The following is an 18,477-nucleotide window of genomic DNA, read 5'->3' as shown; positions in this document are numbered from 1 at the left end:
ATTCGTGGGCACAGGGACACAATCATGAAATTGGGTATTCTTTTCCCGGTGGCGATCTTTATCATCGCCGTCGTCTTTCTCGGCTGGTTTTTTGTCGGCGGCTATGCGGCGCCGGGTGGGGCATAATGAAAAAAAGCACCATTATCATGCTGGTCGTCGCCATCGTGGCGGTGGCCGGCACCCAGTTTGGCTGGTGGTGATCGCCGCGGCGATATTGCGGATTTATCCTATCCCATCAATAAGTTAACCCTTTACACTCACGTTATCCGCCGCGGCATTCTCGGCCCCGGGGAATAAGAATAGCGGGAGAAGTAAGGATGAAAAAACCGATCGTGTTACCGTTGATTATTGCGCTGTGCACGCTGTTATCGGGATGCATTATTGACGATGGATATCATCCCCATCGCCACCACCACCATCATCACTATCATGACGACGACTAATGCTTCACGCTGTTGATAGCCGATAAGACAGGGCGAACCGCGGTTCGCCCGTTGACGCTTAATCCTGACGATCGGCGCCGAGGAAAATAAAGCCGAGGGGGATAGCGAAGAGCGCGGTAAAGACAATGCTGTAAACCGTCACCATCGCCCCCTGCAGGAAGAACATGGACGTCGTCCACTCTGAGTACGGCATATTGTACTCGCTCACCACGCCCCCGAAGGTCGCCCGCCCCACTACCGCCAGCGCGATAGCAAACACCACCGCGAGCGACAGACAGTATTTTTTGCAGTTTTTATTGCTGAGGAGTTTTTGCAGAATCATCGGGGCTTCCTTTTTGCTGAGCGATAAACGGCTGTATATGTAACACCAATGCAATAAAAAATGAAGGGTTTTTGTTACAGGGCAGAATAAGAGACGGCGGGCCGGTCAGCGGGTAACCGGCCCGTGGGGATCAGGACTGCAGGGTAGCCAGGCGCGCGGCGAACCCGACGAAAACAAGACCAATCAGGCTGTTGCCAAGTTTAGCCAGCTTCTTGCGGGTTTTGACGTAGCGGGTGACAAACGAGCCGGAGAGGATCAAAAAGCTCATATAGCAGAAGCTAATCACCTCGAGGGTCAGCGCCAGGATAAAGAACGCCACGCCGGGGGTTTTGGCGTTGACATCGATAAACTGCACGAAAAACGACACATAGAACAGAATCGCTTTCGGATTGGTCAGGCTCAGGGTCAGGGAGCGCTTGAGGATCGCGCTCGCCGGCTCCGCGCTGGCGTCGGACTGGCCGTCGCGCTGGGTCAGCACCGCATAGAGCATTTTGCCCCCGAGCCACAGCAGGTAAATTGCCCCGAGGTAGCGCACGACGTTAAACAACACTGGCGTGGTTTTAATCAGCGTCGCCACCCCGGCGAAGGCCAGAAACATCAGCACTGCGTCGCCAATAAAGACGCCCGCCGCCGCCAGATAGCCTTTCTTCACCCCGTGGGCAATGCCCGTTTTCAGCACGAAAAACGTATTAGGGCCAGGAACGAGGATGATAAACACCGCCCCGACCAGATAAGTTAAATAATTCAGAACACCAAACTCAGCGAACACTCTGCACTCCTTCGCGCACGACTAAAACATGATCCGGCTCACGTTACCCCAACTGTCGGGATTTTGAAAGCGCAGCCTGTGCGGGAAGGTTAATAGACGGAAGGTTCGCCCAGCGGGCGGGTTTTAAAACGACGGTGTACCCACAGATACTGCTCGGGAGCGCGCAGGATCTCGCGCTCAATAACCTTGTTGATATAGCCGGCGGCGATCTGCTTATCCTCACCCGGATAGTCATTCATCACCTCGCTGATATGCAGGCTATAGCCCCGGCGATCCAGCTTACGTACCATGCTGATGCTCAACATTTTCGCGCCCGATAAGCGGGACAGGACATAGGTGCCGTTGGTGGTCGCCGCCTGCGGGACGGAGAAAAAAGGTGCAAAGACGCTGCCCTTGGGACCGTAATCCTGATCGGGCGCGAACCACACCGCTTCACCGGATTTTAAGGCATGCACCAGACCGGTCAGGTTGTTGCGATCGATCATCGCTTTGTTCGAACGCAGGCGACCGCGGGTTTGCACCCACTCCATCAGCGGGCTGTTGTGCGGCCGGTAGGTGGCCATCATTGGCCGACACAGCCCCATCGCGCGGCCGCCCAGCTCCAGCGACATAAAGTGCACGCCGACGACCATTACCCCTTTCCCACCGCTAAGCGCGTGATTAAGGTTGGCGAACCCCTCGACATCAAACCATTTTTTGACCCGCTCGTCGCTCCAGAACCAGGCCATGCCGGTTTCGATAAGCCCCATTCCCAGCGACATAAAGTTTTGATCGATCAGCGTCTCGCGCGCCGCTGGCGACATGTCCGGGAAGCAGAGTTCGATATTACGCCGGGCGATATGTTCGCGGCGTTTAAGAAAGCGACGGGAAAGGCGACCAGCGCTGGTGCCGATAAAATGCAGCAGCGGATAAGGCAGTTGCACGATTAACCAGAGGATGCCGAGCCCGAACCAGGTCAGCCAGTTACGCGGGTGTAAAAGTTGTTTATTAAATACGCAGGCCATGATTTTTCCTGTAAACATTAATTATGTGGTAACGCTTAAGGAAAACAGAATCCATTTATCATCATTAGGCGGTACGTACAGCAAGTTCGACAATACTAATCCGCTGAAATTCCCTCCGGCAAGTAAAAAACAGCAAGCTGACAAAAAAACATAATTGCGGCACATATGTTACTAAATGTAAACTTAAATCTTGAACCACGCTTAATATATTCATCATGCATATCATTTTCACGCTAATCATCAGCGTTACTAACGAAAACAACCGAAAGCTGCCGCAGTGCGGCCCTGGCCGCCGGTGGCAGGCGTCCGCTGAGCCGCGCGATCGGCGGTCTGACCGCGTTGGGATGCATCGTAGTCTGGCAAAGCGAGTATTAAACGCGTCCCACTGCGAAATGCATCTTTTTTAATCCGTCAGCATAAAAAAGATTAAAACGAATTAAAGACAACAATTAAGAATAGACTTATTTAAACCTGCTTTTAAAATAAGCGCGGTGCATTGAAATACTGTGCCCGCCGGACAATAAAAAATATTTCTTTACGCCTCGTGGGAAACACAGGTGGAGTGAATGATGGGCAATGATCCGCCATCGATTTGCATGGAAGCCAGGTCATTGAGAAGAAAGCACGGCGAGGGTGTGAAAAACGCCCTCGCCGCAGAGGATCAGTAGGTATGGAAATATTGCTGAATCAGCTGCGGATCTTTAGTCTGCGTCAGCGCGGTCATCAGCAGTATACGCGCTTTTGCCGGGTTGAGGGAGTCGGCCACCAGCCCGGGCTGGCTGTCATCCGGCGGTACGACGCCGCTGCCGGTACGGGAGGCTCGCACCACCACGATGCCCGCCTGCTGCGCTTTTTTGATACCGGCGGCGCTACGTACCGACACCGACCCCGCCCCGGTTCCGGCGTAGATAATACCGTCGGCATGATGGGCGATCGCCGCATCGTACATATACTCCGGATCGTCCTGGTAACCATAAATAATCACCACCTTCGGCAGAACCTTCAGCTGACGCACATCGAACACCGAGCGCAGCGTGTGAATTTTATCCACCCGCGTCTCGAACTGGGGTTTTCCGCCCACCACGACACCAAGATAGCCCTCCTCGGGCGCCCGGAAGGTATCCAGCGAAGTGGCATTAGTTTTGGTGACAAAGCGCGCCGCGCCGATGCGGTCGTTAAGCACCACCATTACCCCGCGTCCCCGGGCATCAGGATCGGCGGCGACCGTGACCGCTTCCAGCAGGTTCATCGGCCCGTCGGCGCTGATCGCCGTCGCCGGGCGCATCGCCGCGGTAAAGACCACCGGCTTGTTGCTTTTCACCGTCAGATTGAGGAAATACGGGGTTTCATCCAGCGTGTCCGTGCCATGGGTGATCACCACGCCATCGACATCGTCCCGGGCCAATAGCGCATTCACCCGCTTCGAGAGCTCCAGGATAATGTCACTGGTCATATTCTCACTGCCGATATTCGCCACCTGCTCGCCCTCGACGTGAGCGATTTTACTCATTTCCGGCACGGCGTTAATCAGCGTCTGAACGCCAAGCGCCCCGGCTTTGTAACCCGTCGTCTGGGTATTGCTCGCCGCCGAACCAGCAATCGTTCCGCCGGTGGCTAAAATAACAATATGCGGAAGACGCGTCTCGCTAAACGCCAAGCTGCTCATCGTCAATAACGCAATGGCAAGTAATGCTCTAAAATTCATACAGGTCACTCCCTTCATAGACATTAATCAAACTTACGCTTGCTTAATGCAAAGGGCTTGCCAGAATTCATTTCTTTTCTGGGGGGGAAATGGTTAACTATCAGACAATAATAAGGTTCTTAGGACGATATCGCCCAACTCTGGTGCACCACTGGATCTGAAACGGGCAGAGCTATGAACCAAAACATTCTGAGGATTTACCTGTTCAGCAACACACAACACGCATTGCGATCAGATTATCGACACTTCCGTCACCGGCGAGAGCATTTTTGCCCGCCAGGTCACGCGAACGGAGAACAGAGATGCGTATTGCCCTGAAGTCGGCCCTGATGCTGACCACCAGAGTCATCCAGATCATTAACCCTGAACTGCACCGGCATATGCAACGAACGGCCTTAATCGCCCTGACGCTGGCGCAAAGGCTGGAACTGCCTGACGAACGGCAGCAGACCATTTTTTGCGCCGCGCTGCTGCACGATATCGGCGTGCTGGGGGATAAACGCACCATTCATTCGCTGGATGCTATCGATAATATCCACGACCCGCATCAGCGCCAGGGTGTGGCGATGCTGGAGGGATTAGCGACCTTCCAGCCCATCGTTCCCTTTATTCGCGATCACCATTTTAGCCCGAACCACCGGGGCTCCCGCGAACAGCACATTGTCTATTTCGCTGATGCCTTTGAACGGCTGCTGCCGGCCGATAGCCACGTTGCCGCCTGGCCCACGCGGGCGGTGGTGGAACAGTTCGTCGCTTTGCATCGGGAGATCGATCCGCCGCTCTGCGATATCCTGTGCGAGGTCGCTGAAAATGCGAACTTCTGGCAGCACCTTCACCCCGGCCATATTCAGCGGCTGCTGGAGATTATTGGCCCCATCAACACGCGCTATCTGGATATTCACGGTCTGAAGGATGTCTGCCTGCTGATTGCCAAAATCGTCGACACCTACAGCAGCTTTACCGCCACCCATAGCATCATGGTGGGGGAAATCGCCCGCCAGCTTGCCCGCTGGATGCAGCTGCCGGAGCCCACCTGCCAGCAAATACAGATAGCCGGCTATCTACACGATATTGGCAAGGTCTATATCCCACTCTCCATTCTCGAAAAAGAGGGCGAGCTGGATGATGAGGAGCTGAGTCAGGTGCGGGAGCACAGCTACATGACCGGCGAACTTCTCAGCGACTATAGCGAGCTCGGCGACATCATTAACTGGGCCTCGAATCATCATGAAAAAATGGACGGCAGCGGCTACCCTCTGCATCTCGAAAAGGAGCACCTGACCCTCGCCGACCGGATTATCTCCATCGCCGATATTTTCACCGCGCTGACCGAAGATCGCCCTTATCGTAAAGGGATGGCCTGGCAGGAAGCCTTACAGATTATGGAAGCGGATGTTATAAATGGCGCTCTGGATAGCGATGTCTTCCTCGTTTTGCGCCACCATGCGGAAACGCTACACGCCATCATTCTTCAGACCCTTGCCCCTCTGCATAGCGAGCGCCGCCTCTGAAGCGGGCCGCCGTCTTGGCGGGGGCGGAGTTCTATAATCAAAACAGCTTCATCTGCATGCAAGGAAATTCACGGTGAGAATCGCCACCATCACTAACTGGGCTTACGGGATCACCGTTGGCCTGACGCTGGCTTCCGGGAGCGCTATGCTCATGGCCTCCAGCGCCGACCGCGTCGAACGCCAGGCGGTACAGCAGCGCCAGGTCTTTGATACCCTCTCCGACGAGGTGGAAAACGACGCCTGGGCGCTGTCTGACCTCGCCCGGCTGTACGTGATAAAGCCTTCGCCGGAGACGCTTACGCAATATCAGCAGCTGCAGCAGACCGACAAGAGCATAGAGCAGCGGCTGGGCGGCCTGAAAGATAACGGCGCCAGCCGCGAGGAGCTGGCGCTGCTCCAGGATGGCCTGCGGATCGCCAATGAGCTACAGGATGAACAGCAGGCGGCCCTGGCGCATGTCGCTCGCGGCGATGCGCCAGCGGCCATCGCGGTGCTGTACGGCACCGCGTACGAGACTGAACTGGAGCGCATGCAGACGCAGATCGATCGCTTCCGCCAGATGCTTGAGCATCGCGCCGCCGTCGCTATCGACCAGGCCACCGAGCGCTCGCGGATCTGGCGTACGCTGTCGGAAATCATGGTCGGCCTGACCGCCCTGATGTTTTTGTTCGTCCTCGGCTTCATTCTCAAACGCCGGGTGCTCTACCCGGTGGTTCGCCTGAGCGACGTGGTCCAGCGTCTCGCCTCCCAGGATTATGCGGTAGAGACGCCGCACTTTACCCAGGTGGATGAGATTGGTGACATGGCTCAGGCGATCCGCATTTTTCGCGAGAACGGCCTGGCCCGTCAGCGGCTGGAGCAGCAGCGCGACGCCGACTGGGCGATCCGCGAGCTGCTGGCGCGTATGACTCAGCGGCTGCAGGGCTGTGAAACCATTGAGGATGTGATTAAGGTGGCGGAGCGGTTTGCGCCGAATATCGCCCCGACGATCCCCGGTAAACTGTATGTTCTGGATACCGACCCCTGGCAGATGCGCTGCGTGGCGCAGTGGCTGTCGCCCGCCGGTGAGACGACGCCCTTTTCTCCCGACGACTGCTGGGCGATACGGCGGGGNNACCCGCCGGTGCAGGGCGAGCCCGATATCACCTGCTATCATCTGCCGGAGACGCACGCCGGCCAGTCGCTCTGCGTACCGCTCATCGCCCAGGGCGAAGCCATTGGCCTGCTGACTTTCCAGAACGTCACCGCCAGTGACGCTCCTTCCCGGGCCTATCTCGAGCTGATGGCGGAAGCGTTGGGCCTGGCGCTGGCCAATCAGCGTTTGCGCAGCGCCCTGCTGGAAAAAGCGCTGTTCGATTCCCTGACCGGCCTGCGTAACCGCCATCATCTTGACGAAGCGCTGCATTCGCAGATGGCGCTGGCGGTCCATACCCATACTCCGCTGAGCTGTCTGATGATCGACATCGATCATTTTAAAACCATCAATGATCGCTATGGCCATGAGGCTGGGGATCTGGTGATTAAGAGCGTTGCGACCATTGTGCAGCGCGCGGTGCGCGATATCGGCATGGCTTTCCGCTACGGGGGCGAGGAGTTTTTAGTGCTGCTCCCCGGGATTGACGAAGCCGGGGCGCACCAGTGCGCCAGCGAGATCTACACCCAGGTGCGCAATATGACGCTGCGCGATGGTCTGACCGAGATAGGCCAGGTGGATGTGTCGATTGGCATCGCCAGCTACCCGCAGCACACCCAAAGCGATAGTCTGCTTCGCGCGGCGGATGCCGCGCTGTACCGGGCGAAAGAGCTGGGCCGTTCAAGGATTGTCAGCTTTGGCCGCCTGAAGACCAGCTAACCGGGACTATCGCTCAGCGGTATTAAGCAGCGAGATAACTTTCCTTACCACTGCCGAACGAATATGGCGGTGGTAAACCATGCTCAGCTCACTCTCCGCCAGCCGATCCTGGAGATCGATATACACCACGTTATCAAGGCGTAAGGCCCGCGCCGAGAGCGGAACCAACGCCACTCCCACCCCGGCGGAGACCAGGCTAATCATCGAGGTAACGTCGTTAATCCGCTGCGCCACCTGCGGCGTAAAGCCCGCGACGCGACAGGCATCCATAAAAACCTGCTCCAGTCCGGTGCCCTGCGGATCGTCAAGCGAGATCCAGTTGTCAGTGCGCAATGAGGCCAGATTAAGCGCGCCCACGCCGGCCAGCGGATGCTGTTGATAGAGCGCCAGGCAGAGCTTTTCACGTACAAACGGCCTGACCACCAGCGCGTCCGGCGGCGAGGCCAGCGGCGCGCGGATGATGGCGATATCCAGACGCAGATCCAACAGCGCTTCGTAGAGCATTTGCACATCCCCCTGCACCAGCGACAGCTCAATCCCCGGCCAGTCGGCGCGCAGCCGGCGCAGGAGCCCCGGCAGTTTACTGTCGTACATCGCGCTGGAGACATACCCCAAATGCAGCCTCCCCTGCTCGCCCCGCGCGGTGCGCTGGGCGTCCAGCACCGCCTGATCGGCCATTTCCAGCGCCAGCCGCGTCTTGTGTAAAAAGGCCTCGCCCGCGGCGGTCAGAGTCAGACGGCGGTTAGCGCGGGAAAAGAGCACCACGCCCAGGCGCTGCTCAAGCTGCTTAATCTGCTGACTGAGGGCGGGCTGGGCGATATGTAACCGCTCCGCCGCCCGGTGCATATGCAACTCTTCGGCAACGACCACAAAATGGCGTAACGCTCGCAAGGACATGGTAGGACTCCTCCCTACAAATTGATAAGAAAAAGCTTATCAATAAAGCATAAATGATGCAATTGATAACCATTAGCCTGCGAAGCATACTGTGCGCATCGATACGCTAAGGAGAACATCATGACCGCACCGATTCAGGATCTGCGCGACGCCATCGCGCTGCTGCAACAGCATGACAATCAGTATCTCGAAACCGATCATCCGGTTGACCCTAACGCCGAGCTGGCCGGTGTTTATCGCCATATCGGCGCGGGCGGCACCGTGAAGCGCCCCACTCGCATCGGGCCGGCGATGATGTTTAACAATATTAAGGGTTATCCACACTCGCGCATTCTGGTGGGTATGCACGCCAGCCGCCAGCGGGCCGCGCTGCTGCTGGGCTGCGAAGCCTCGCAGCTGGCCCTTGAAGTGGGTAAGGCGGTGAAAAAACCGGTCGCGCCGGTGGTCGTCCCGGCCAGCAGCGCCCCCTGCCAGGAACAGATCTTTCTGGCCGACGATCCGGATTTTGATTTGCGCACCCTGCTTCCGGCGCCCACCAACACCCCTATCGACGCCGGCCCCTTCTTCTGCCTGGGCCTGGCGCTGGCCAGCGATCCCGACGACGCCTCGCTGACCGACGTCACCATCCACCGCTTGTGCGTCCAGGGCCGGGATGAGCTGTCGATGTTTCTTGCCGCCGGCCGCCATATCGAAGTGTTTCGCCAGAAGGCCGAGGCCGCCGGCAAACCACTGCCGATAACCATCAATATGGGTCTCGATCCGGCCATCTATATTGGCGCCTGCTTCGAAGCCCCTACCACGCCGTTCGGCTATAACGAGCTGGGCGTCGCCGGCGCGCTGCGTCAACGTCCGGTGGAGCTGGTTCAGGGCGTCAGCGTCCCGGAGAAAGCCATCGCCCGCGCCGAGATCGTTATCGAAGGTGAGCTGTTGCCTGGCGTGCGCGTCAGAGAGGATCAGCACACCAATAGCGGCCACGCGATGCCGGAATTTCCTGGCTACTGCGGCGGCGCTAATCCGTCGCTGCCGGTAATCAAAGTCAAAGCAGTGACCATGCGAAACAATGCGATTCTGCAGACCCTGGTGGGACCGGGGGAAGAGCATACCACCCTCGCCGGCCTGCCAACGGAAGCCAGTATCTGGAATGCCGTCGAGGCCGCCATTCCGGGCTTTTTACAAAATGTCTACGCCCACACCGCGGGTGGCGGTAAGTTCCTCGGGATCCTGCAGGTGAAAAAACGTCAACCCGCCGATGAAGGCCGGCAGGGGCAGGCCGCGCTGCTGGCGCTGGCGACCTATTCCGAGCTAAAAAATATTATTCTGGTTGATGAAGATGTCGACATCTTTGACAGCGACGATATCCTGTGGGCGATGACCACCCGCATGCAGGGGGACGTCAGCATTACGACAATCCCCGGCATTCGCGGTCACCAGCTGGATCCGTCCCAGACGCCGGAATACAGCCCGTCGATCCGTGGAAATGGCATCAGCTGCAAGACCATTTTTGACTGCACGGTCCCTTGGGCGCTGAAATCGCACTTTGAGCGCGCGCCGTTTGCCGACGTCGATCCGCGCCCGTTTGCACCGGAGTATTTCGCCCGGCTGGAAAAAAACCAGGGTAGCGCAAAATAAGCAATAGCCGCCGGTAAACGGCGGCATTTTTCCATGCCGCGCGATCCTGAGCGGATGGCGCAGGCAGGATTAATTGATCGCAGCGGCGAGATCTTTTTTCACCAGCTCGCGCAGCTCAGAAATCAGCACCTGGCTTACGTCGAAATGGCGATCGGGGCGTTACGCATGGGGGTATTTACAGGGAATGATCCTTCATAAAAAAGAGAGGCGCTTATCACTGCGCTAATAAAGACTATCAGTAGCAAAGGGGGAATTTAAAACTGGAAAATAAAAGAATAGCAGGTAACCGAAACCAGCCCCCGGTCGACCCTCAACCGCAAAGAAAAATATATTCTTCCTTCCAGTAGCGGCCCTGACCTATGATGTCCCCGGCAGAAGTGATTAACCGTTTTTGCTTTTCGGTTTCGATACCCTCAACGATCACATGGCCGGTCAGGGTATGAATAGACTGCAACAGACCGGGCAAAGCGGGGTCGTTTTCTTTATCCCAGAAGTAATCCTTATCAACTTTGACGCAATCGAAGCGGAATCTCTCCAGCAGCGGGAAGGAGGTTCGCCCGCGACCAAAATCATCCAGCCAGACCGGACAAAGCGCCGCCAGCGTGCTTAGCGCCGTCAGCTCGCGGCCGGCGATAAACTCATGAAAATTCTCATTTATCTCCAAAGCAATATGCTTACACGAGCGCAGAAAATCGCAGAGATAGCGGTCCGTCAGAATAAAATGGCTTAATAAATCATCGATATTGAGCGAGATCGGCTTATTATCGACCAGGGAAAAATCAAATACGGAAAGCAACTCGATTTGTCGGGTAAATAGTGCAAGCTTATCGCTTTCGGTAAGCGTGGAGAAAGAAAACGCGGGCGCTGAGGCGTTATTTCGTGCGGGTGCTATAATATCTTTAGTGAGCAATTCCCACGAGTGGCAGCTGCCATCATCGCTAATAGCGGGCTCCAGTACGAAGCGATAGGAGGTATTTTTCGCGTTTTCTTCAACCATTTAAAAAATACCAAAAATAAGAAAGGGTTAAAGCATGTCATATATTTCCCGCCAACAAAAATAGTTTAAAATGATCGATAAGAAACATTCGATAGCTAAAAACTATCAACATATAATTTATTGATCGGTAAAGTGAATTAATATAAATTAGCCACCGCTGTCGCATGCGTTTAGACAACAATTAAAATATTGTTTCAAACCAGCCAGTTACATGACGAGCCGCATCCAGTCGTAGCCACATTACGCTTTTCCCCGGCGGCAAAAAAAAGCGTGGTGTAATAAAAATCAAAAATACAAGCCGCCAGTTTTCGTCCTCTCGTATGCCAAAAGATGAATAATCTCTGACCCAACGCAACCGCTTGCCGATAATAAAAACGCGGCCCCGGTCAACGAAACGTCATACTTTACCGCTACCTTGCTGGCAGAACAGGCGCAGCGGATAAAGAGCAGTGAAAAGAAAATACATGGTTCCACTGGCGCTAATGCTCCTCATGCTCATCGCCAGCGCATGGCTGGAACCGGCCCCGCGGCCTGTCGCCAGAGGGCTGTGCGTCTGGTTCGACGGGGCAATGGTCAACTGTCTGCAGAGGCAACGGCTGGGCGAAAGGTTGCCGACTCACTCGCTGGCCAGGCGGTAAACGGGCACTAGTCGGGTGGTATTGAACAAATTGTCGCTGACCTCCACCTCCGTCGTGACAATCGTCATACCGGACCGGCGCAACTGCGCGATGTCCGCCGCCACTCGCTGACTGCCGAACCAGAACAGGGCGTCGAGAGCGGTGACCGGCAGGCCGGCGTTCAGCGCCTGGCGGAGCCGCTCCCGGGCCGGCTTTATCTCCCGGGCAATCTGCTGGTACGGGGCCGCCGTCAGCCCGGTTGCATCGACGCGACGAATGCGGTTTGCCAGGCGGTAATGAAAGGCTTCCGGTACAGCCTGTAAATCCTGTTTCAAACTATAGACGCAGCCGTAACGTTTGCCGTTGAAAACGGCGGCTTTACGGCTAAGCTGCAACGTCTCGCGAACATCGGCGATTAGCTGCGGCGCGCGCACCAGCAGCAGGCGAAAAGGCAGCTCGAAGCTGGTGACATAGTCGACGTTCAGTAACGCAATGCGCAGGCGCTCCTCTGCCCCGGCCCGCAGCTGACGACACTCCAGGTATACTTCGCGCCACTGCTCCCGGAGCCGTGGCGTCTCACCGGCTTCGGTAAACTGGTATTTTTCAATATCGTAATCAATTCTCCCGGCCACCGCGCATTCCTTTCTGAATCAGTCCGCGGGTTATATTATCATCCTCCGACGCCGTCCCCTATGCCCAACGCCGCTGTCGTTGTCGTTGTCGTTGTCGATTATTTACGATAAAGATAACGGGTGATGATCACATCAAGAACAAACAGCAGGAAGATAACGCTGCTTAACCATAATAAGCCTGCGAATAAATCAAGTAATTGCATCGTTGTTCCCTCGCCGTTGGCCCTAAAAAAGACGCTCCATCACCATAAAGTAGTTAACAACCACCTTACCAGCCACAGAATAAAATTATTTAGCACGATGCTATCCCGAGCCCGCACAGATTCATTTTATTGTCATTAATTTGTCATCAAAAAATGTCTATCATCAACCGGCGCCGCAGGGTCGTCTCTGCCGTCATGGTATGGCGGACAACGCGTCGCCACGCGGTTTAACAACACGGAATAACCTCGCCCTACCTCATTCTTACTGTCATTGCATAATTTTATATCAGGCACGTTTGTCATCCTGCTGAATAATCCGTAAAAGCGCCGTAAGCAATAAAACCCCTGCAGATTGGTTTACCATGGAGAAATAAGATGCCTAGCGAAAAAGCCCGCAGCCTTGACCATTTCTATGAATTACTGGCGACAGGACAACACCCGAAGATTGAGCTCGATTTTGATGTCGCCGCGGACGATTTTTTTAAAATCGCCACCGAGTTTGGCGATATTGGCGCGAGGATCACCCGGGTTAACGAACGATTTATTATTAAGATCAAGCCACCGAAGGCATAAACACCCGGCCCGAGTCGTTGCAGCAGATCACCGGTTTGTGCGCATCCCTCTCGGTCATCCCTGACCGGACGGCGCGACGCGCCGGCAAATCCTCACCTGCCGGCGCGAATCAGGCTCAGTGATAGCCCTCGCTGCCGGAGACTTTGCCGCGAAAGACATAGTAGCTCCAGGCGGTATACATCAGGATCACCGGGATAATGAGCAGCGCGCCCGGCAGCATAAATACCTGGCTGGACGGCGGCGCAGCGGCATCCCACAGAGAGATATGCGGTGGGATAATGTTCGGCCAGACGCTGATCCCCAGCCCGCTGAAGCCGAGGAAAATCAGGCCCAGCGTCAGGATAAAGGGACGGGCATGGCTGGCGGGGCGCGCGCTCAGGCGCCAGATCCACAGGCTCAGAGCCAACACCAGAATCGGCACCGGCACGAACCAGAAGAAATTGGGCAGCGTAAACCAGCGTTCCGCCACGTAGCGCCAGCCCAACGGCGTCCAGACGCTGACCACCGCGATCACCACCATCAGCGCCAGCAGTACCTTGCGGGTCAGCTCGCGCATCCGCTGCTGCAGCGCGCCTTCGCTTTTCATAATCAACCACGTGGTGCCCAGCAGCAGATAGGCCACCACCAGCCCCAGACCGCAGAACAGATTGAAAGGGGTAAGCCAGTCCAGCGTCGAACCGGCGAAGCGGCGGTCAGCCACCGCAAAGCCGTTGATAAACGCGCCGACGACAATCCCCTGGCTGAAGGTCGCCAACAGCGAGCCGCCGGCAAAGGCATAGTCCCAGAAGATGCGATGCGAGGGAACCGCTTTAAAACGAAATTCAAAGGCCACGCCGCGAAAAATCAGGCCGATGAGCATCGCCGTCAGCGGGATAACCAGCGCATCGGTGATCACTGCATAGGCCAGCGGAAAGGCGCCGAACAGCCCTGCCCCGCCGAGCACCAGCCAGGTTTCGTTACCATCCCAGACGGGGGCGACGCTGTTGACCATCACATCGCGCTCTTCGCCATCATGCACCACGCTGAACAGCATCCCAATACCTAAATCGAAACCATCCATCACGATATACATCAGCGTGGCGAAGACAATGATGACAAACCAAATCACCGAGATATCGATGCTCATGATGCGTTCTCCTCATCACGCACCGGCTCAGCCGCTGAGAGCGGACGCGCCGGGGTGCCTGCGGTTTGCGAGGTCAGCTCCGTCACCGGCTGCGGCCCTTTTTTGATAAGCCGGAAAATATAGTAATACCCCACGCCAAACACGGCGCAGTAAACCACGATAAATACCAGCAGGCTGATGGCCATCTGCAGGGTGCTGTGCAACGACACCGCATCCCGCGTGCGCAACAACCCGTATATCACCCACGGCTGGCGGCCCATCTCGGTGGTCACCCACCCGGCGACCAGGGCAATAAGACCGGCGGGCCCCATACAGAGCGCAAACCACTGGAAGGGACGCGAGTGGTACAGCCGCCGCCGATAGCGCAGCCAGGCGCTGCAGATCCCTAAGGCGATCATCAACACGCCCATCCCGACCATGATGCGAAACGACCAGAAGACGGCGGGCGAATAGGGTCGGTCCTCTTTCGGGAAGTCTTTCAGGGCCGGCACCTGCTTATGCAGGCTGTGGGTAAGGATCAGGCTACCGAGAGCGGGGATCTCAAGACCATAGCGGGTCCGCTCCTGCTCCATGTCCGGCAGGCCAAACAGCAGCAGCGGCGTGGCCTCGCCGGGGCGATTTTCCCAGTGCCCTTCGATGGCCGCGATCTTCGCCGGCTGATGCTCAAGGGTGTTAAGACCATGCATATCCCCCACCACCGCCTGGATCGGCGCCACCAGCAGCGCCATCCACATCGCCATCGACAGCATTTTGCGGATGGCCGGCGAGTCGTTGCCGCGCAGAAGATGCCACGCGGCAGACGCCCCGACGAACATGGCGCTACTGAGAAACGCGGCTATCGCCATATGGAACAAGCGATACGGAAAAGAGGGGTTAAAGATAATCGCCAGCCAGTCCTGCGGGATGAGATGGCCATTTTCGATGATAAAACCCTGCGGCGTCTGCATCCAGCTATTGGAGGCAAGGATCCAGAAGGTAGAAACCAACGTGCCAAGCGCCACCATGCAGGTGGTAAAAAAATGCAGCGCTGGCGGCACTTTATTCCAGCCAAACAGCATCACCCCGAGGAATCCCGCTTCAAGGAAGAAGGCGGTCAGCACTTCGTACAGCAGCAGCGGGCCGGTAATACTGCCAGCGAACTGGGAAAATCCGCTCCAGTTGGTGCCGAACTGATAGGACATGACTAATCCGGAGACTACGCCCATGCCAAAATTGACGGCAAAAATTTTCAGCCAGAAATTGTAGAGTGAACGCCAGACATTATCCCGGGTTCGCAGCCACATCCCCTCAAGCACCACAAGGTAGCTGGCAAGGCCGATGGTGATGGCCGGAAAGAGGATATGGAAGGATACGGTAAAGGCGAATTGCAATCGGGCCAGATGAAACGCGTCGAATTCAAACATATTCCACACCCATCATTGTGAATCGCCCCGGCCGCAGCCGGGGCTCATGCGAACATCACTTAGCCGATGATGAAGTGTTTTGCTTCCCGGCGCCGAGTTCGGCGCCGGTCAAAGGATCGCCCTGCGGGTCAGACTGCGTTCGCTTCAGCATCGCTTTGCACAGCGCTTCCTGCTCTGGCGTCAGGCCGACAGAAGCACTACCATCTCCGCCATCTACGGCCGGCTGTGGATCCTTGACATAATCGAAGTGTTTGTCACTGTTCCAGCTGCCGCGTACTTCTCCACCTTCAGACATATTGTAGTAGGTGTTAGCGTACTCGCTAATGGGCGGCAATTTGCCCGGTGGATAGTTGTTGCGAATCGACTGCAGGGCCTTCTCAAAAGAGAGCTGATGCGCCGCTTCGCGGGTCATCAGGAAGGCCAGCGCGTCTTTCACGCCAGGATCGTCGGTCACGTTGATCAGGCGTTCATAGACGATCTTCGCCCTCGCCTCCGCCGCGACATTCGACCGCAGGTCGGCGGTGGGTTCGCCGATAGTATCAATGTAGGCCGCCGTCCACGGCACGCCCGCCGAGTTGGTCAGCGGGGTACCGCCGCCGTACAGCAGGGATGTAATATGGCTGTCATTGCCGTTGGCGGTGAGCGAACGATAGAGTTCCGCCTCGCTCTCGGTGCCCTCCGCCAGGGCTCCTTTGGCGCCTTTATTCAGCATGCCGACCAAAGTGCCAATGATCTCCAGATGGCTCAACTCCTCTGTCGCGATATCCATCAGCATATCTTTGCGGCCGGGATCGTCATCGCTTAATCCCTGGGTGAAATAACGACACGCGGCGGCCAGCTCGCCCTGAGGGCCGCCAAACTGTTCGAGCAGTAAATTCGCGAGCCCCGGATTCGGTTCAGCAACGCGTACGGTATACTGCAGTTGTTTCACATGACGAAACATAGGCCTGCCTCCTGGGTTATTTTTTCGCTTCTACGCCGTCAGCATCTGAACGCAGGAGAAACTGCTCCGTGGTCTGAGGAATATGTTTAATCAGCCAGTCGGCCATTTCCCGCTCTTCCGCCAGTATGGCTTCAATGGCTGGGATGGAGGCGGTATCGCCTGCTTTTTCAGCGGCCGCCAGTAGAGAGGTATAGCAGGCGATTTCAAACTGCTCGAAAACGTACCCGCTGATCGAGCCTTTGACGATTTCATCGGAAGGAAACATCCCGCCGATGGACTGGCCGAGAGCCGCCATTTTACTCATCGAATCTTTAATCACCGAGCGCGAAATCTCATTGCGGTCGAGGATCTCTTCCAGCACGGTAATTTGCCGTTTGGTCTCGTTAACATGCTGTTCGATTCTGGCACGGAGATCCGGATAATTATCGATACGGCCAGCCATTGATTCCAGCATGGACTCTGCCTGTTTTTCCATGGCATGCGCATCTCGTAGCCAGTCATGGTAATGTTCAACGTGATTCATCGTGATTTCCTCGTGTCAGGGAGAGTTTATTTTTCCGCTTTCTTATTAATATTACCTACCGCCAGATCGGTTAATTTCACATCGGTTTGTTTTTCTTCTTCCAGGGTTTCGGCAAGCAGTTTGGCTGCTTTTTTATAGCCCAACTGCTCTGCCAGGGTGACCAGAGTACCGTAACTGGCAATTTCGTAATGCTCGACCTTTTGCGCAGCGGCAATTAATGCAGCATCACGTACCTCATTTTTTTCCGTGCTCTCAACGACTTCATTAGCTTCTTCGATTAATCCTTCCATGGCCACGCATTTCATGCGTTTGATTTTCAGGTTGGATTCCTGTTCAATAATCTGGTCGATACGTTCGATCTGGCCCTGGGTTTCTTCAAGATGAGCATTGAACGCCGCGCTGAGTTTTTCACTGGACGCCGCTCTGGCTAGTTTAGCCAGCCCGCGGGTTAATTGTTTCTCTGCGCTGTAGGTATCTGAGAGCAGGTGAATAAATACATCTTCAATGCTTTTCATATTCATAGAAATACCTTCTGGAGTCAGAAAATAACTGCGAGTCTGTGACAGACTCGCAGGAGATACTTTCACTTCAGGGTGCAAGGAAAAGGATAATCAGGAATTATCGGACTTGCGGCCACCGCCGTGGCTATTCTGTCCGCCTTTTTTACCCGCTTCGGACGCACGCTGCGGATCATTTTTAAAGTTCCCGCCGCTGTGCTGACCACCTTTACGACCTGCTTCAGAAGCTTTTTCACGGTCTTCAGCAAAATTACCGGAACCACCACGATGCTCTGCCATATTTCACCTCATGTATATCGGTTATGTCAGTACGATACGAAAATATTCCGTATCACTCGTCGTTCGATATTTAAATCTAGCGGGTAATGCTGGTTAGTCAAATTATTATTCCGTTTTTTCGACACCTTTTAGCAGTAATTCGGAATAATTCTACAAGACACCTGAAAAATAACCAGACGGCACCTTGCCGCTAACTCACTGTGTTCAGGGAAATAATGTATGCAGATCACCTCTGCGGCAAAGAATTATCTATACCGGAGGATTACTACCGTTGGGTTATATAACGAAGCGGCAGCATTGCTCTTTGCCAGACTGAAATTCAGAATTTTTCCTGGTTTTACGGATAAAAAAAGCCGCTGGGGAAGCGGCTAGCAAACAAAATGGAGCGAATATCATGCCCGATTAATACTGGCACACATAAGGGCAATAGGCAAATAACTCGAACAGACCAGCCGGGAAATAAGCGAAGCGTGGAATATATTCAGCTCCTGGAATATCACGCAGTTCCATTATTAGTACTCTACGCTTTAT

General features: G+C 55.5%; 23 protein-coding genes. 9 read left to right on the top strand and 14 right to left on the bottom strand.

Annotated elements, in window-relative coordinates; translation table 11 throughout:
- Window positions 1-24: 24 nt before the first annotated feature.
- The 3 genes from KHQ26_RS19785 (at window position 25) to KHQ26_RS19775 (ending at window position 443) form a co-directional block, all read left to right on the top strand.
- Complete coding sequence (locus KHQ26_RS19785) at window positions 25-126, top strand: YoaK family small membrane protein (RefSeq protein ID WP_004150782.1); 102 nt, start codon at window positions 25-27, stop codon at window positions 124-126.
- Window positions 126-200 (top strand): protein YoaJ, encoded by a 75-nt coding sequence (yoaJ, locus tag KHQ26_RS26315; RefSeq protein WP_004213093.1) that lies wholly within the window; start codon window positions 126-128, stop codon window positions 198-200. Before KHQ26_RS19785 ends, yoaJ begins: the two co-directional genes overlap by 1 nt.
- A gap of 117 nt (window positions 201-317) precedes the next feature.
- Window positions 318-443 carry a hypothetical protein gene (locus KHQ26_RS19775; RefSeq protein WP_004140488.1) on the top strand — a complete coding sequence of 42 codons (126 nt, stop codon included), beginning with the start codon at window positions 318-320 and terminating at the stop codon, window positions 441-443.
- 58 nt (window positions 444-501) lie between these two features.
- On the opposite strand, the gene KHQ26_RS19770 is transcribed toward KHQ26_RS19775, so the two are convergent.
- The 4 genes from KHQ26_RS19770 to fraE all read right to left on the bottom strand — a co-directional run bounded on the left by KHQ26_RS19770 (window position 502) and on the right by fraE (window position 4,243).
- Window positions 502-765 (bottom strand): DUF2534 family protein, encoded by a 264-nt coding sequence (locus KHQ26_RS19770; protein ID WP_004140489.1) that lies wholly within the window; start codon window positions 763-765, stop codon window positions 502-504.
- Between the two features lie 130 nt (window positions 766-895).
- Window positions 896-1,534, bottom strand: coding sequence for a leucine efflux protein LeuE (leuE, locus tag KHQ26_RS19765; RefSeq protein ID WP_004150783.1), 639 nt, complete (start codon window positions 1,532-1,534; stop codon window positions 896-898).
- Between the two features lie 89 nt (window positions 1,535-1,623).
- Window positions 1,624-2,538, bottom strand: a complete 915-nt coding sequence (gene lpxP, locus KHQ26_RS19760) for a kdo(2)-lipid IV(A) palmitoleoyltransferase (protein WP_004148038.1) — start codon at window positions 2,536-2,538, stop codon at window positions 1,624-1,626.
- Between the two features lie 661 nt (window positions 2,539-3,199).
- Entirely contained in the window at window positions 3,200-4,243 is a 1,044-nt protein-coding gene (fraE, locus tag KHQ26_RS19755; protein WP_019705576.1) for a fructose-asparagine asparaginase, read from the bottom strand.
- A 302-nt stretch (window positions 4,244-4,545) separates the two neighbouring features.
- Here fraE and KHQ26_RS19750 point away from each other — a divergent pair, with 302 nt between their 5' ends.
- Window positions 4,546-5,754, top strand: a complete 1,209-nt coding sequence (locus KHQ26_RS19750; RefSeq protein WP_004140494.1) for an HD-GYP domain-containing protein — start codon at window positions 4,546-4,548, stop codon at window positions 5,752-5,754.
- A gap of 73 nt (window positions 5,755-5,827) precedes the next feature.
- A complete protein-coding gene (locus KHQ26_RS19745; RefSeq protein WP_211777936.1) occupies window positions 5,828-7,606 on the top strand; it encodes a diguanylate cyclase in 1,779 nt (592 codons plus the stop codon).
- Window positions 7,607-7,612: 6 nt separating this feature from the next.
- Here the strand turns inward: KHQ26_RS19745 and KHQ26_RS19740 are convergent, their stop codons facing one another.
- Window positions 7,613-8,503, bottom strand: coding sequence for a LysR substrate-binding domain-containing protein (locus KHQ26_RS19740; RefSeq protein ID WP_004150788.1), 891 nt, complete (start codon window positions 8,501-8,503; stop codon window positions 7,613-7,615).
- Window positions 8,504-8,623: 120 nt separating this feature from the next.
- On the opposite strand from KHQ26_RS19740, the gene KHQ26_RS19735 reads away from it, so the two are divergent.
- Both KHQ26_RS19735 and KHQ26_RS19730 read left to right on the top strand, forming a co-directional pair.
- On the top strand, window positions 8,624-10,132 hold the full coding sequence (locus tag KHQ26_RS19735; RefSeq protein WP_004140497.1) for a UbiD family decarboxylase: 1,509 nt from the start codon (window positions 8,624-8,626) through the stop codon (window positions 10,130-10,132).
- A gap of 33 nt (window positions 10,133-10,165) precedes the next feature.
- Entirely contained in the window at window positions 10,166-10,330 is a 165-nt protein-coding gene (locus KHQ26_RS19730; protein ID WP_020804938.1) for a hypothetical protein, read from the top strand.
- 112 nt (window positions 10,331-10,442) lie between these two features.
- On the opposite strand, the gene KHQ26_RS19725 is transcribed toward KHQ26_RS19730, so the two are convergent.
- The 3 genes from KHQ26_RS19725 to KHQ26_RS19715 form a co-directional block, all read right to left on the bottom strand.
- Window positions 10,443-11,129 carry an EAL domain-containing protein gene (locus KHQ26_RS19725; protein WP_004150790.1) on the bottom strand — a complete coding sequence of 229 codons (687 nt, stop codon included), beginning with the start codon at window positions 11,127-11,129 and terminating at the stop codon, window positions 10,443-10,445.
- A gap of 397 nt (window positions 11,130-11,526) precedes the next feature.
- A complete protein-coding gene (locus tag KHQ26_RS19720; protein ID WP_004140501.1) occupies window positions 11,527-11,706 on the bottom strand; it encodes a hypothetical protein in 180 nt (59 codons plus the stop codon).
- A gap of 39 nt (window positions 11,707-11,745) precedes the next feature.
- The gene (locus KHQ26_RS19715; RefSeq protein ID WP_020804935.1) at window positions 11,746-12,378 is read right to left on the bottom strand and encodes a DNA-binding protein; all 633 of its coding nucleotides are present in this window, start codon (window positions 12,376-12,378) and stop codon (window positions 11,746-11,748) included.
- A gap of 578 nt (window positions 12,379-12,956) precedes the next feature.
- On the opposite strand from KHQ26_RS19715, the gene KHQ26_RS19710 reads away from it, so the two are divergent.
- On the top strand, window positions 12,957-13,154 hold the full coding sequence (locus KHQ26_RS19710) for a hypothetical protein (protein ID WP_004140506.1): 198 nt from the start codon (window positions 12,957-12,959) through the stop codon (window positions 13,152-13,154).
- A gap of 115 nt (window positions 13,155-13,269) precedes the next feature.
- On the opposite strand, the gene cydB is transcribed toward KHQ26_RS19710, so the two are convergent.
- The 6 genes from cydB to KHQ26_RS19680 form a co-directional block, all read right to left on the bottom strand.
- A complete protein-coding gene (cydB, locus tag KHQ26_RS19705) occupies window positions 13,270-14,280 on the bottom strand; it encodes a cytochrome d ubiquinol oxidase subunit II (protein ID WP_004183659.1) in 1,011 nt (336 codons plus the stop codon).
- Window positions 14,277-15,683, bottom strand: coding sequence for a cytochrome ubiquinol oxidase subunit I (locus KHQ26_RS19700; protein WP_004140511.1), 1,407 nt, complete (start codon window positions 15,681-15,683; stop codon window positions 14,277-14,279). The genes cydB and KHQ26_RS19700 overlap by 4 nt, the downstream gene beginning before the upstream one ends.
- Before the next feature lie 55 nt (window positions 15,684-15,738).
- Window positions 15,739-16,626 carry a manganese catalase family protein gene (locus KHQ26_RS19695; RefSeq protein WP_004140512.1) on the bottom strand — a complete coding sequence of 296 codons (888 nt, stop codon included), beginning with the start codon at window positions 16,624-16,626 and terminating at the stop codon, window positions 15,739-15,741.
- A 16-nt stretch (window positions 16,627-16,642) separates the two neighbouring features.
- On the bottom strand, window positions 16,643-17,149 hold the full coding sequence (locus tag KHQ26_RS19690) for a ferritin-like domain-containing protein (protein ID WP_004140514.1): 507 nt from the start codon (window positions 17,147-17,149) through the stop codon (window positions 16,643-16,645).
- A gap of 26 nt (window positions 17,150-17,175) precedes the next feature.
- Entirely contained in the window at window positions 17,176-17,670 is a 495-nt protein-coding gene (locus tag KHQ26_RS19685; protein ID WP_004148027.1) for a ferritin-like domain-containing protein, read from the bottom strand.
- 90 nt (window positions 17,671-17,760) lie between these two features.
- Entirely contained in the window at window positions 17,761-17,946 is a 186-nt protein-coding gene (locus KHQ26_RS19680) for a general stress protein (RefSeq protein ID WP_004150795.1), read from the bottom strand.
- A 219-nt stretch (window positions 17,947-18,165) separates the two neighbouring features.
- On the opposite strand from KHQ26_RS19680, the gene KHQ26_RS19675 reads away from it, so the two are divergent.
- Window positions 18,166-18,318, top strand: coding sequence for a hypothetical protein (locus KHQ26_RS19675; RefSeq protein WP_020804940.1), 153 nt, complete (start codon window positions 18,166-18,168; stop codon window positions 18,316-18,318).
- The last annotated feature ends 159 nt before the right edge of the window (window positions 18,319-18,477 follow it).

This window comes from Klebsiella sp. 10 (assembly GCF_018223925.1).
Classification (GTDB): domain Bacteria; phylum Pseudomonadota; class Gammaproteobacteria; order Enterobacterales; family Enterobacteriaceae; genus Klebsiella; species Klebsiella pneumoniae.
This window is presented reverse-complemented; position numbering and strand designations above follow the sequence as displayed.

Bases quoted from the DNA above. Each gene is read 5' to 3' on its own strand.
- KHQ26_RS19710 (WP_004140506.1), top strand. From the start codon at position 12,957: ATGCCTAGCGAAAAAGCCCGCAGCCTTGACCATTTCTATGAATTACTG.
- KHQ26_RS19775 (WP_004140488.1), top strand. From the start codon at position 318: ATGAAAAAACCGATCGTGTTACCGTTGATTATTGCGCTGTGCACGCTG.
- KHQ26_RS19695 (WP_004140512.1), bottom strand. From the start codon at position 16,626: ATGTTTCGTCATGTGAAACAACTGCAGTATACCGTACGCGTTGCTGAA.
- KHQ26_RS19725 (WP_004150790.1), bottom strand. From the start codon at position 11,129: ATGGTTGAAGAAAACGCGAAAAATACCTCCTATCGCTTCGTACTGGAG.
- lpxP (WP_004148038.1), bottom strand. From the start codon at position 2,538: ATGGCCTGCGTATTTAATAAACAACTTTTACACCCGCGTAACTGGCTG.
- KHQ26_RS19730 (WP_020804938.1), top strand. From the start codon at position 10,166: ATGCCGCGCGATCCTGAGCGGATGGCGCAGGCAGGATTAATTGATCGC.
- KHQ26_RS19785 (WP_004150782.1), top strand. From the start codon at position 25: ATGAAATTGGGTATTCTTTTCCCGGTGGCGATCTTTATCATCGCCGTC.
- KHQ26_RS19735 (WP_004140497.1), top strand. From the start codon at position 8,624: ATGACCGCACCGATTCAGGATCTGCGCGACGCCATCGCGCTGCTGCAA.
- KHQ26_RS19740 (WP_004150788.1), bottom strand. From the start codon at position 8,503: ATGTCCTTGCGAGCGTTACGCCATTTTGTGGTCGTTGCCGAAGAGTTG.
- KHQ26_RS19750 (WP_004140494.1), top strand. From the start codon at position 4,546: ATGCGTATTGCCCTGAAGTCGGCCCTGATGCTGACCACCAGAGTCATC.
- fraE (WP_019705576.1), bottom strand. From the start codon at position 4,243: ATGAATTTTAGAGCATTACTTGCCATTGCGTTATTGACGATGAGCAGC.
- KHQ26_RS19680 (WP_004150795.1), bottom strand. From the start codon at position 17,946: ATGGCAGAGCATCGTGGTGGTTCCGGTAATTTTGCTGAAGACCGTGAA.
- KHQ26_RS19700 (WP_004140511.1), bottom strand. From the start codon at position 15,683: ATGTTTGAATTCGACGCGTTTCATCTGGCCCGATTGCAATTCGCCTTT.
- KHQ26_RS19685 (WP_004148027.1), bottom strand. From the start codon at position 17,670: ATGAATATGAAAAGCATTGAAGATGTATTTATTCACCTGCTCTCAGAT.
- KHQ26_RS19690 (WP_004140514.1), bottom strand. From the start codon at position 17,149: ATGAATCACGTTGAACATTACCATGACTGGCTACGAGATGCGCATGCC.
- KHQ26_RS19675 (WP_020804940.1), top strand. From the start codon at position 18,166: ATGCAGATCACCTCTGCGGCAAAGAATTATCTATACCGGAGGATTACT.
- cydB (WP_004183659.1), bottom strand. From the start codon at position 14,280: ATGAGCATCGATATCTCGGTGATTTGGTTTGTCATCATTGTCTTCGCC.
- KHQ26_RS19770 (WP_004140489.1), bottom strand. From the start codon at position 765: ATGATTCTGCAAAAACTCCTCAGCAATAAAAACTGCAAAAAATACTGT.